A 12,721-nucleotide genomic window follows, 5' to 3' on the forward strand; every position below is an offset into this window, starting at 1 on the left:
CCTCGGCTGTCGGCGTCTCCGGGGCGGCCGCCGGAAGGTGCTGAGCACGGCCGCCCCCGGACGAGCGCGCGTCAGCCCGTGCTCACCGACTGCTGCTCCTGGAACATCTCCCGGAGCTTCCCCCGGTCGATCTTCCCGTTCCGCGTCATCGGGAGCTCCTTCAGTTCGATGAAGTGCCGGGGGACCATGAACCGGGGGAGACCGGAGGTGCACGCACGGATCAGGTCGTCCCGTTCGACCTCCGCACCCGTCGCGCGGGTGTGGTACGCCGCCAGCTGCGTGGACGCGCCGACCTTGACCCCGACGACCGCGGCCCGACGGACACCGGGGACCCCGGCGATCACGGACTCCACCTCACCGGGCTCGACCCGGTAGCCGTTCACCTTGAGCTGGTTGTCGATCCGCGCGATGAAGTGGAAGTCGGTGCCGTCGAACGTGACCAGGTCTCCGCTGAAGTAGCAGCGGCGCGTGCCGCCGTCCTGGTGCTCGACCTCCCGGAACTTCTGCGCGGTGAGCGCATCGTCACCGGCGTACCCGACCCCGACGCAGTTCCCGGCGATGACCAGCTCCCCGGTCTCGCCCACCGCGAACGGCCGCAGTCGACCGTCCACATGGCACAGCAGCTCCGCGTCCACGACCGCGGTGCCGATGGGCGGCCGGTCGGGCCAGCCGGTGACGTCGCCCGTCAGCCGGTACTGGGTGACCACGTGCGTCTCGCTCGGGCCGTACTGGTTCACCAGCGTGAGGTCTCCGTCGGCGCAGAACTGCCGCACCTCCTCGTTGATCACCAGCTGTTCACCCGCGACCGAGATCTCGCGCAGAGTCGGGGTTTCCACGCCCGCGACGACCGCGGCGGCGGCCAGTCCGTGCAGTCCGACCACCGGCTGGAAGAGCCGGGCGGCGTCGTGCTCGCGGATGATGTCGATCAGCGTGAAGGGGTCCATCCTGTCCTGGTCGCCGACCACGATCAGGGTCGCGCCGGCCAGCCAGGTCGCCACCGTGTCCTCGTACACCATGTCGAACCCGATGGACGACATGTGCAGCGTGTTCGGGGGCCGGTCGTGGCTCCACCTCCGGACGTGCCAGGCGCCCAGCTCCGCCAAGACGACCGGCGGCACGACCACGGCCTTGGGTTCGCCGGTCGACCCGGAGGTGGGGATGACGTAGCAGACCGGGCCGGTCGCGACCTCGTCCCGTCTCGCTCCCCGGATCGACCCGAAGGTGTGCTCCGGGATTCCCGCGTCGACCGGTGCGCACTCCTCGGCGCGCAGGACCAGGGAGCAGCCGGCGCTGCGCACCAGTTTGCCGGTCCAGGCCGACGGCATGGCCGGGTCGATGGACAGCACGCCGGCTCCGACGCGCCACACGCCCAGCACGGCCGCGCAACGGGACCACGAGCGGGTCGAGTGCACGTCGACCACGTCACCGGGGCCGATCCCCTGTGCGGCGAGACCACCGGCGATCTCGGCCGACACCTCGTCCAGTTGGGCGTAGGTGTGGGCGATGCCGTTGTCGATCACCGCCACCGCGTCCCGGTGCCGGGCGATGGCGTCGACCAGCGCCCGGATCAGTGAAGTGTCGAGGCCGGTCATGCGAGGAGACCGCCCTCGATGAGCTCCAACGGCCGGTAGTCGCGCGACGCGACGAACTCCGGTCGCGGGTGGGGCACCTCGCGCAGCTCGTTGTCGACGCTGTTGTAGCTGACGAAGGCCATGGTCCGGTCAACGGGCGACATGTTCGCGCCGGAGCCGTGCGCGATGCAGGGGTGGAAGAACAGCAGGCTCCCGGCGCGTCCGACGACCGACCGGATCTCCGAGTCCGCGGTCACCTTGGCCATCTGCTCGGCGTCCAGCGCGAACTTCAGCTTCGCCGACAGATCGGCCTCCCACTGCGACGTGGTCCCCGGCTCGGGACGCCACGGGGTGATCGCGCCGTTGCGGTGCGAGCCGGGCACGACCAGCAGCGGGCCGTTGTGCTCGGTCGCGTCGTCCAGCAGCAGCGCGACGTTGACCGCCCGCGGCTCCGGCATGCCGTCCTTGGGGCCCCAGACGCTGTAGTCCTGGTGCCACTGCCAGACTTCCCCGCGCAGCGCCCTCTTGGCGTTGACCTTGCACTGGAACACGTGCAGCTTGCTCTCCAGCAGCTGCTCCGCCGCGGACAGCAGTTCGGGCAGCCGCACGAGCCTGGAGAACAGCGCGCCCGTGGTGTGGCAGCCGTGGATGCCCCGCACCGTGGTCCCGTCCTCCTCGAAGATCCGCCCGGGGTGCTCGGTCTCGTAGAGATCGGTCACCTCACGCCGCAGAGCGGCGACTTCGCCGGCGTCGAAGACGTCGTCGAGGAGTAGGAACCCCTCGGACCGGTATTCCGCAATCTGACTTTCGGTGAGCATGGTGCGACAACCTCTCTACTTGGTTCTGGGTGAGGTGAATCGTTGTGCGGGCCTGACCGGACGGGAGATTTCCGTCCGGACGGAGGCAGCACGGAGATCGGCGACAGAGCGCTCATCGGCGTTCGACGCGCAATTTCGCTGTGGGAAAAGGAATCGGACATCTCCCGGCCGTGGCGACCGGTGGTCCTGGCGGCGCTACGGGGTGAGGGCCGCGCGGGTGTCGATGTAGGCGGCGATCGACGCCACCGTCGGGTTGAGGAACATCTGGTCCATGGGGATCTCCGCGCCCAGTTCCTCGATGTACGCGTTCTGGATCCTCATCATGATCACGGATTCACCTCCCAGGGCGAAGAAGTCGTCGTCCACCGCGATGTCGTCGCGTCGGAGTTCCCGGCACCAGATGGCGCGGACGCTGTCGGCGGTCATCCCGCTCCTTTCTCTTGTCGTCACGGTCGAGGGCCTGTCAACGCCGCGGAGTCGCTGTCGGCACGCCGGCCGCGGCAGAAGTCCACCAGGGCCGCGCGATCCACCTTTCCGTGCGGGCTCAGGGGAATGCGCGGGATGGTCGTGAACCGCGACGGCAGCATGTTCCGCGGCAGGGTGCGCAGCAGCCGGGTGCGCAGGTCGTCCTCGGCGAGTTCCTCGCCCGAGGGCACGACGAACGCGGTCAGTTCGACTTCGTCGTCGTTGTGGACGGCCACCACGGCCGCCTCGCGGACGCCTGCCAGCCTGCCCAGGGCGCGTTCGACGTCGACCGGGTCGATCCGCATGCCGCGCACCTTGACTTGAGCGTCCATCCGACCGGCGACGACGAGTTCCCCGTTGTCGTCGATGCGGCCGCGGTCCCCGGTGCGGTACAGGCGCAGTGGAGCCCCCTCGCTGTCGATGGTCGTGAACTTGGCGTTCTCCGGGCCGTCGATGCCCAGGTAGCCCGCGCCGACGCCGGCCCCGGAGATGCAGATCTCGCCGTACTCGCCTGCCCCGACCTCGCGCAGGTCGGCGTCCAGGAGGTGGATGGAGGTGTTGTAGGCGGGCCGGCCGACCGGGGCGACGTCGTGTTCGCCGGGCCGGTAGCGGGCCAGGTCGTAGGAGGTGGCGACGTCCGTGCACTCGGCGACGCCGTACTGGTGCAGCAGGGTGCAGGTGGTCTCGGGGCGGCGGGCGAAGTGGGTGAGGCGCTCGCTCTTCAGCGCCTCACCACCGAACAGGATGAAGTCGAGCCGGGCGAGGGCGTCGCCGCCGCGCGCGGCCTCCCAGTCGACCAGCAGGTACAGGGTGCTGGAGGCGCAGTGCACGACGCGGATGTCGTGCTCGGTGAGCATGCGGTGGGCCAGCATGGCGTCGAAGTTGCGGCTGGCCATCAGGTGCTGGGTGGCGCCGCAGAACAGCGGTGTCATCAGGGCGCGCTGGGACAGGTCGAAACCGAAGGCGGAGACGACCAGGTTGTGGGAACGGTGGTGCAGGCCGTATTCGAGCTGGAGCCAGTTCATCAGGTTGAACCAGCCCTCGTGGCGGACCGCGGCCAGCTTGGGGGTGCCGGTCGAGCCGGAGGTGAACACCGCGTAGCAGAGGTCGTCGCCCGTGACGTGCACGTCGGGGACGGTCGCCGGAAGGGTCGCGAGGTGGTCCGCGAGCGGGTCGAGGTCGATCACCTCGACGCTCGCGGACTCGACCAGCGCGGCCGTCGCGGGGGACGCCACGATCAGGGCGAGGTCGGGCACCTGTCCGAGCAGCAGGTGCAGACGGGCTGGGGGATAGGCGGGATCGAGGGGCACGTAGGCCGCGCCGGCCTTGAGCGTGCCGAGGATGGCGACGATCATGTCGATCGAGTAGTCGAGGCAGATGCCGATCTTCGCTCCGCGGCCGTGGCCGCGGGCGATGAGCAGGTGCGCGAACCGGTTGGCCCGCGCGTCGAGCTCCGCGTAGCTCACCCGTCGGCCGGACCACACGACGGCGTCGGCGTCGGGGGTGGCCCGCACGTGTTCCTCGAAGCGGCGGTGGACGACGGGCAAGGGCGGCAGAGCCACCTGTTTTCCCGCAAGGATCATGAGTTCACTCCGGTGGGCGTGGTGTCCGGTCGGCGGGCCGCCGCCGCACCCGGCAGGGCGTCCGCCCCTGGAGACACCGGGGCGGTGCGCTGTCGGGCACTCCGGCGGCGACATCCGGGCCACCCGCGCGTGGGCGGGCCCGGATGCGGCGGCCTCAGATGTGCTGCCGCATCGGGGTGAAGTCGACCAGGAGCACCGCGCGCTCACCCGTCTCCGGGCCGTCCCCCCGCTTGATGGGGGCCACGTAGTGGCTGACCTTCTCGTCGGTGACGCCGTAGGACTCCAGCGGCTTGGTCAGTTCGAACTCGGCCAGGGCCTCGCCCGCGGGCACGTCCCCGGGCTGCTTGCCCCGGTACTTCGGCGGCGCGATCATGTTCGAGCCGCCGACGACGTTGCGGCGGTAGACCAGGTGCGCGAAGACGAACGGCTCGCCGTCCTGGTGGAGCTCGTTGGGCGAGGAGATGGCCTCGTGTCCGGGGTCGTCCACCGCCAGCTTGATCAGGTGCACCCCGACGTGCAGGGGGAACGCCGCATCGTCCGACGACCAGCGCGTCTGGTCGAAGTCGAACGACAGGATCTTGTGGATGATCGGGTTGTTCCGGGCCGCCTCGGTCATGGCGGGCAGCTTGCGGAGCACGCCGGCGTAGTCGGGGTTGTGGTCGGCCTGCCAGTAGCCGTTCAGCCACCCCTGCTCGTCCTGGTGCGTGTCCGGGATCCAGCTGAAGTCCCGCGACCACGGGAGGAAGAGGCCACGGGCGTAGCGGCGGTTGCGCCCCTCCTCCTTCGCGTACGGGTCCGGTGGCAGGTCGACGAACTCGGCGCGAAGGCTCTGGAAGGACGCGTCGGACTCGTCGATCCCGAGCTCCTCGGCGAGGTCCCAGCGGGCGAACCCGTTCTCCACGAGTTCGGTCGATTCGATGAGCGTCTGCATGACTTTCTCCACTTGGTGTCGGTGATGGGCGGACTGCGGTGGTCGGCGGTTCGGGTCGTCAGACCGCGGCGAGCCGGTGCGCCGGGCGGCGGACCACCTGGCGCCGGCGGCCGCGCCTGGTGGCGAGCTCCACTCGCGGGTCGTCGTCGAAGAGGTCGAGGCGCAGCAGCCGTTCCTCGCTCCAGCCCAGCAACCGGAACTCGCCGGCGCCCAGGTGCAGCAACTCCACCGGCTCGTGCCCCTCGACGCGCAGGACCAGGCCGTCGTCCTCGGCGCTCACCTCGGCGGTGAGAAGGCTCTCCCGGTCGTCGACCACGGGAACTCCCCACTCCATGAAGGAGGACGGCATCGCGAAGCGGCAGCCGAACTCGGCGAGTTCGCGCGGGGTGAGCGGCACCTCGGGGCGGTAGTAGGCGATGTCGCTGGTGGGCAGCTCCGCGCGGAAGCTGCTCGGGAACAGGCTGAGCAGCTCGTCGTTGATGGCGCAGTCCGCGACCAGGTGGATCCGGGTGCGGTCACCGGTGTTCCGCAGGGAGTGCGGTCGTTCGAAGTCGCCGTACCAGAGCGTTCCCGGCTGCCACCGCTGTTCGACACCGTCGAGCACCAGCACCGCGCCGGGATTGGTGACCAGCGGGATGTGCAGCCGCACGTAGCCGTAGAGGAGGCCGAGCGGGGTGTCCGAGTGCTCCTCGACGGCCACACCGGGGGCCAGCGCCATCAGGCGGACGCTGCGCAGTTCGGTGCCCAGCTCGGACAGGACCCGACCGAGGTAGGGCGCCTTCGCCATCAGGGGCGTGTCGGCGAACCTGTCGCGTCCCGGACCGCCGGGGTCGGTTCGCTGGAGGTCCCCGCCCGGTGCGCGCAGGGGGAGGACCTTCCAGTCCACATCGGACTCCTCCACGACGGCACCGTCCTTGAAGGACCGCTGCAACGCCCAGAACTCGGAGTCGCTGAGCGCCGCGAGATCCGCCATCAGCAGATCGGTGTCCAGGTCGTCCCGCAGCACCACCGCTGAGGGAAGTTTTTCCAAGGAGTTGCTCTCGTGCATGAACGCCTCAATTCAATGAGATTCGGCATCTTTCTCGCCAATGAGATCTTGTTTCCACGTCGCGCCCGAAAAGGCCTTTGAAGGCGGGGCGTAAGCGTCCGGTGATGTGAGCGTATTGCATCTCCTCACTTGGTCGCAAGAAGTGAATTGGCGGATTCGGGGAAATCGCGCATTCCCCGAATCGGGCCGCACAGCAGAATGGCCGTCGCCGATACCTGGAGAATGGCCATCATCCACATCGTCTCCCGGACGCCGCACAACTCGCCGAGCGCGCCGCCGAGCAACCCGCCGACGGTGATGGCGCCGAAGCTGACCACGGCCGCGCTGGCGCTGATGCGCCCGATCAGGTCGGGTGGGCAGTACCGCTGGCGGAAGGTGTCGGTGATGATGTTCGCCGCGACCGCACCCGCACCGACGCAGATCCCGCCGCCGACGAAGAACGCCAGGCCGGCTCCGGGGCCGGTCAGCGGGAAGAGCAGGGTGAACGGCGCGGCACCCACCAGGCAGCCCATCGCGGCCCGCGCGCTGCCGTACCGCCGGGACAGGCGGTGGGACACCAGCGCCCCGAGGACGCCGCCGAGACCGCACAGCGTCAGCACCGCGCCGACCACGGCCTCGCCCGCCCCGACCGTCCGCACCAGGAACGCCACCTCGATCGAGCCCAGGCCGGTCAGCGCGATGTTGGACACCGCGCTGTAGACCGCGAGCGTGCGCAGGACGGGGTCGCGGAACAGGAATCCCAGGCCCTGGCCGACCTCGGTGCGCAGCCGGCGCCGCCGGACCTCCGGAGGCGGCGGGGGTGGTGGTTCGGTGATCCGGATCGCCCGCAGGCAGAGCCAGGACACCAGGAAGCTCAGCGCGTTGGCCATTAGACCGGCGACGGCACCGAAGAACTGCACCAGCAGTCCGGCCAGACCGGGGCCGATCACCTCGGCGGTCGACTGACTGCCCTGGAGCCGCGCATTGCCTGCCAACAATTCCGAATCGGCGAGCAGCGTGGGCAGAAAAGCGCGTTGTGCGGTGGTGAAGAAGACGCTGGCGCAACCGCAGATGAAAGCGGCCGCGAGCAGGTGCTCAATGGTGAGCACGCCTGCCCAGGCCGCGATCGGAACACTGACGAGGGCGACGAAGGAAACGGCGTCGGCGACCAGCATCACCGGGCGGCGGGGAAGGCGATCCACCCAGGCGCCCGCGGGTAGACCGAGCACCAGCCACGGCAGGTAGGCGACCGACGTCAGGAGTCCGACGACGAAGGTGCCCGAGTGCAGGGTGAGGACGGCGACCAAGGGCAGCGCCACCACGGCGATCCCGTTGCCGAGCAGGCTCGTGGTCTCCCCGAACCAGAACAACCGGAACTCGCGCCCGGTCACCGAGCCCTGGCGGGGCAGGCCGCTCATCGTTCCCCCTCCGCGGTCCGCGCAGCGTCCAGCAGGGCGAGTTTCCCGGCGAGGACGGCGCCGATCCGCGACATCGGCCCCGCCTGGGTCATCTCGCCGTGGGCGCAGTCGATCTCGTGCACCTCGAACCCCCCGGTCACGTGGTGGCGCCAGGAGTCGGGTTCGGGTGCGTCGTGCGGCCTCCTCTCCGTGGCGGCGAAGAACACCACGTCCCCCCGGTGCGTACCGGGCCGGAGTTCCCCGTAGACGCGGTCGTTGTCCATGAACACCCGAGCCAGTGCGGCGGCTCCCTCTCGCGTCAACCACTCGAGGGTGCTGCCCGGCCGGCGGACCACCCGCTCGTAGTCGTCGAAGTCCAGTCGTCCCCCTTCGCGCTCGGAGAGGTCGTACCCGAGGGAGTCGAGGAGTTCGGTGAACGTCTCCGAACCGCCGTTTTCGAGCGGCTGGTAGCCGGGCACCGAGTCGGGCGGGTAGCCGTCCAGCAGCGCGAGCAGGTCGACCTGCGCCCCGCCCGCTTGGAGTTCGGTGGCCACGAGGTGGGCGAGCACGGCACCGAGGGACCACCCGACCAGCCGGTAGGGCCCTTCGGGCTGGACGGACCGGATCAGCTCCACGTAGTCCTCGACCACCTGGCGCGCGGATCGGCCGCAGGCCGTCGCGTCGGTGAGGCCGGGGGATTGGAGGCCGTGAACGGGGTAGCCGGAGTCGATGTGGCCGAGCAGGCCCGCGTAACCCCAGCTGATCCCGGCGGCCGGGTGCACGCAGAACAGCGCGGGCCGATCGCCTCCGGTCCGCAGGGGGAGCAGGGGCGCCAACGGGTCCTGCGGTGCGCCCGCGGCCAGCCGGTCCGCCAGGTCGGCGACGGTGGGCGCCTGGAACAGGTCCACGATCGTGAGGTCGCCGCCGAGCACAGCCCGGACACGGGAGAGCAACCTGACGGCCAGCAGGGAGTGACCGCCCAGCTCGAAGAAGCTCTCCTCGGCGCTGACCGAGCTGAGCCCCAAGACCTGTGCGAACAGATCGCAGAGCACCTTCTCCCGGGGTCCTCGCGGGCCGCGCGACGCCGCTCGGTTCGCGAGGTCCGCGGCCGGCAGCGCGTCCCGGTCGAGCTTCCCGTTGGGCGTCATCGGCAGCCGGTCCACCGGCTGGAAGAACGACGGGATCATGTGGTCGGGCAGGATCGAGGCCAGCCGCGTGCGCAGCTCGCGCGGGTCGAGCGCCTGGTCCGCGGCCGACTGCACGTATGCCACGAGCCGCTTGTCCCCCTTGGCGTCCTCGTGCACGGTCACGGCCGCCTGCGCGACGCCGGGACAGCGGCTCAGCGCGGCCTCGACCTCGCCGAGTTCGATCCGGAAGCCCCTCACCTTGACCTGGTCGTCGACCCGGCCCAGGTAGTCCAGCCTGCCCTGGCGGTCCCACCGGACCAGGTCACCGGTGCGGTACATCCGGCTGCCCGTCTCGCCTTCCGTCACGTACGGGCAGGCGACGAACCGCTCCGCGGTCGCGGCCGGGCGGTTCAGGTAGCCGCGGGCCACGCCGGGGCCCGTCACGTACAACTCGCCCGGCACGCCCGGCGCGACGGGGCGCAACCGCTCGTCGAGCACGAAGACCCTGGTGTTCCCGATCGGCGTGCCGATCAGCGGGTGCGGGCTGTCCGCGACGTCCCACCACAGCGCGTCCAGGGTGCACTCCGTGGGGCCGTAGAGGTTGTAGCAGAAGGTGCCGGGCGTCTCCCGGAGGCGCTTCCACAGCGACCGGCCGGCGCCCTCCCCGCCGAGCAGCAGCACCAGCGGCGCCCGTGGCCCGGACAGCAGGCCCTCGTCGAGCAGGTACTCCGCGTAGGTGGGGGTGACGTCGAGGACGTCGATCCCGGCGGACCTGACGTACGCGGTCAACGCGACGGCGTCGCGCCGGACGTCGTCCCGGACGACGTGGAGCTCGTGCCCCGCCAGCATCCAGAACAGCGCCTCCCACGACGTGTCGAACGACAGCGAGGCGGTGACGGCGGACCTCAGCCGCCTGCCCGCGGCGGCCTCGGCGCGCGAGATCATGCCCGCGCGGTGGAAGGCGTACAGGTTGCTCAAGGCGGAATGCGGCGTCACCACGCCCTTGGGGCGGCCGGTGGAGCCGGAGGTGTAGATGACGTAGGCGGCGCTGTCCGGCAGCACCCGGCACTCCAGGCCGGACGCGGGGCCGGACGGCGTCGCGATCCGGTCGACGAACACCGCGGGCACCTCACCGAACCCGTGCGCTGCCGCGGTCGCGGTGTCCGTGACGACGGCGACCGGTGCGGCGTCGCGCAGCACGAGCCCGATGCGGTCCGGTGGGTACTCGAGATCGACGTGCAGGTAGGCCGCACCCGTCTTGAGCACCGCCAGCATTGCGACGATGGACTCGGCCGACCGGGGCAGGGCCAGCGCGACCACCCGCTCCGCCCCGGCTCCCCGGGCGAGCAGAAGACGTGCGAGCACGGTGGCGCGAGCGTCGAGCTCGGCGAAGGTCAGGCTCGTGGTCCCGCACACCACCGCGGTCGCGTGCGGCGTTCGCGCGGCCTGCGCCTCGAAGATCTCCGGCACGGTGGCGGGCGACGTGGGGTGGGCGGTGTCGTTCCACGTGACGAGCGCCTGGTGCCGGTGCTCGGCGGAGAGGGGGTCGGCGTCACCGACGGGTCGGTGCGGGGCCGACACGAGTTGCTGCATCAGCCAGGGGAACGCGTCGGCGATGTGCTCGACGCCCGCCCGGTCGAACAGGGCGGTCGCGAACTCCAGGGAACCGTCGATCCCGATCGCCTCCCCGTCCGGGGTGCGGTGCTCCCGGAAGTCGGCGGACAGGTCGAACTTCGCGACCTCCCAGTCCGGTCGCTCCTCGGCGCAGTCCAGGCCCGGCAGCGCGAGCGTCGTCTGCTCCCCCATGGACAGGGTGAGCATGACCTGGAAGAGCGGGTGCCGTGCCAGTGACCGTTCCGGGTTCAGGTCCTCGACCAGCCGCTCGAAGGGAACGTCCTGGTGGTCGTAGGCGGCGAGATCGGCGTCCCGCACCCGGTGCAGCAGTTCGCTGAACGTCGGGTCGCCGGCCACGTCGGTGCGCAGCACCACCGTGTTCGCGAAGAAGCCGACGACGCCCTCCAGCGCGTCGTCCGGGCGCCCCGACACCACGGTGCCGATCGGGATGTCCGCGCCGGCCCCCAACCGGGACAGCAGCACGGCCAGCCCGGCCTGGAGCACCATGAAGGTGGTGCACCCGTGCTCGGCGGCGATCGCGAGCAGGCGGCGGTGCAGGTCGCCGTCGATCTTCAGCGGCACGCAGTCGCCGCGGTGGTCGGTCACCGCGGGGCGCGGCCGGTCGAACGGCAGGTCCAGCTCGGCGGGCAGCCCGGCCAGCCGCTCCCGCCAGAAGGACAGCTGCGTCGCGAGCAGGCTCGTCGGGTCGTCCTCCTCGCCCAGCACGTCGCGCTGCCACACGGTGTAGTCCCGGTAGTTCACCGGGAGCGGCGACCACCGGGGTGCCTCGCCCCCGGCCCTGGCGCGGTACGCCGCGGCCAGGTCGGTGAGCAGCGGCTGCCAGGACCCCTCGTCGCAGGCGATGTGGTGGAGCACCAACGCCAGCACGTGTTCCCGCGGTGCCAGTGCGAACACCGTCGCCCGGACGGGGAGGTCGGAGGTCAGGTCGAAGCCGCGGTCGAAGGCGGCGGACAGCGCGTCGGCGAGCCCGCTCTCCTCGCACCTGACCACGTCCGGCGCGGGGCGTCGGGCGACCACGCGCGGGGCGGGTTCGCCCTCGACATCGGGGTACACCGTGCGCAGCACTTCGTGTCGGTCCGCCAGGTCGGCGAACGCCGCCGTCAGGGCGGTGAGGTCCAGCTCGCCTCGCACCCGGATGGCGAGCGGGCAGTTGTAGACCGCCGAACCGCCGTTCACGCGGTTGAGGAACCACAGCCTCTGCTGGGCGTAGGACACGGGGGACACAGGGAACTCCTCAGGAGGCAGAGCCGGTCGCGGCCGGAGTGAGCGAAGCGATCCGGCTCGGGAGGGTCGGCCAGATCTCCGGGGTGTAGAAGTGACCGCCGGCGAGCACGTCGTACCGGTACGGGCCGGAGGCCAGCGCGCTCCACCGGGCGGCCGCGTCGGCACTGATCAGCGGATCGTCGGCGCCGAAGAGCACCTGGAGCGGCACGGTCACCTCGGCGCCGCCGTAGACGAAGGTGTTGCGGACGTCGACGTCGGCCCGCACCAGCTCCAGTGCCACCTCGGTCAGACCGGGGTGTTCACGGACGTGCCGGGGCAGGAGGCCGTGGGTTCCCAGCCACTCCAGGAGCCGCTCGTCCGTGTCCTGGGGCGTGGGAAGGAGTTCGCTGTCCGTGAGCCCGCGGTCCGGGGCGTTGCAGGAGGACAGGACGAGCGCGTCGGGTTTCCTCGCCCCGTCGCGGTCGAGCCGGGCGGCGACGTCGAAGGCCATCCACCCGCTCATGCTGTGTCCGAAGAGGACGTACGGACCGAGGTCGGCTTCGCGCAGCGATCGCGTGACGTCGGCCGCCAGTTCGTCCCAGTCACGGGCGAAATCCTCGGCGAACCGCCCCTCCCTGCCGGGGTAGCAGAGCACGACCAGGTCCGTCCCCGCGGGCATGTGCTCGGCCCATGACTGGTACGGGGCCGTGCCCCCGCCGAAGAAGGTCAGGCCGACCAGGGTCCGCTCGGCGTGCGGGGTCCGGTGCAGGGGCACCAGCGTGGTGTCCCGCGCACCGTTCACCGCGACTTCCCGGTGAACGTCGGCCGGGCGCCGGCGCTCTCGTTCGTCGCCCGCGGTCGGACCCGGTTCATCGTGGCCACCGGGCTGGGCCGCACGTCCGTCCAGGTCGAAAGGGTTGTTCACGGAATCGTCCTTCCACGGTGGTCGGGCCGTCGTCGGTCG

Annotated in this window: 9 protein-coding genes; all 9 read right to left on the reverse strand. The window is 70.9% G+C overall.

Going from position 1 to position 12,721, the window contains the following annotated elements:
- Positions 1-71: 71 nt before the first annotated feature.
- The 9 genes from ACFWGZ_RS03060 to ACFWGZ_RS03100 all read right to left on the reverse strand — a co-directional run bounded on the left by ACFWGZ_RS03060 (position 72) and on the right by ACFWGZ_RS03100 (position 12,682).
- Positions 72-1,592 (reverse strand): AMP-binding protein, encoded by a 1,521-nt coding sequence (locus ACFWGZ_RS03060; RefSeq protein ID WP_382449776.1) that lies wholly within the window; start codon positions 1,590-1,592, stop codon positions 72-74.
- A complete protein-coding gene (locus tag ACFWGZ_RS03065) occupies positions 1,589-2,389 on the reverse strand; it encodes a phytanoyl-CoA dioxygenase family protein (protein WP_382449777.1) in 801 nt (266 codons plus the stop codon). The genes ACFWGZ_RS03060 and ACFWGZ_RS03065 overlap by 4 nt, the downstream gene beginning before the upstream one ends.
- Before the next feature lie 195 nt (positions 2,390-2,584).
- On the reverse strand, positions 2,585-2,815 hold the full coding sequence (locus tag ACFWGZ_RS03070) for a phosphopantetheine-binding protein (protein ID WP_382449778.1): 231 nt from the start codon (positions 2,813-2,815) through the stop codon (positions 2,585-2,587).
- 20 nt (positions 2,816-2,835) lie between these two features.
- Complete coding sequence (locus ACFWGZ_RS03075) at positions 2,836-4,416, reverse strand: amino acid adenylation domain-containing protein (RefSeq protein ID WP_382449779.1); 1,581 nt, start codon at positions 4,414-4,416, stop codon at positions 2,836-2,838.
- 175 nt (positions 4,417-4,591) lie between these two features.
- Positions 4,592-5,368, reverse strand: a complete 777-nt coding sequence (locus ACFWGZ_RS03080) for a 2OG-Fe dioxygenase family protein (RefSeq protein ID WP_382449780.1) — start codon at positions 5,366-5,368, stop codon at positions 4,592-4,594.
- 58 nt (positions 5,369-5,426) lie between these two features.
- Positions 5,427-6,416, reverse strand: a complete 990-nt coding sequence (locus ACFWGZ_RS03085; RefSeq protein WP_382449781.1) for an aspartyl/asparaginyl beta-hydroxylase domain-containing protein — start codon at positions 6,414-6,416, stop codon at positions 5,427-5,429.
- A gap of 125 nt (positions 6,417-6,541) precedes the next feature.
- Positions 6,542-7,786 carry an MFS transporter gene (locus tag ACFWGZ_RS03090; RefSeq protein ID WP_382449782.1) on the reverse strand — a complete coding sequence of 415 codons (1,245 nt, stop codon included), beginning with the start codon at positions 7,784-7,786 and terminating at the stop codon, positions 6,542-6,544.
- 23 nt (positions 7,787-7,809) lie between these two features.
- Positions 7,810-11,778: an amino acid adenylation domain-containing protein gene (locus ACFWGZ_RS03095; RefSeq protein WP_382449783.1), complete on the reverse strand. Its 3,969-nt coding sequence runs from the start codon at positions 11,776-11,778 to the stop codon at positions 7,810-7,812.
- A 10-nt stretch (positions 11,779-11,788) separates the two neighbouring features.
- Positions 11,789-12,682 (reverse strand): thioesterase II family protein, encoded by an 894-nt coding sequence (locus ACFWGZ_RS03100; protein ID WP_382449784.1) that lies wholly within the window; start codon positions 12,680-12,682, stop codon positions 11,789-11,791.
- Positions 12,683-12,721 lie beyond the last annotated feature (39 nt).

Origin of the sequence: Lentzea sp. NPDC060358 (assembly GCF_042725365.1) — a bacterium.
GTDB lineage: Bacteria > Actinomycetota > Actinomycetes > Mycobacteriales > Pseudonocardiaceae > Lentzea.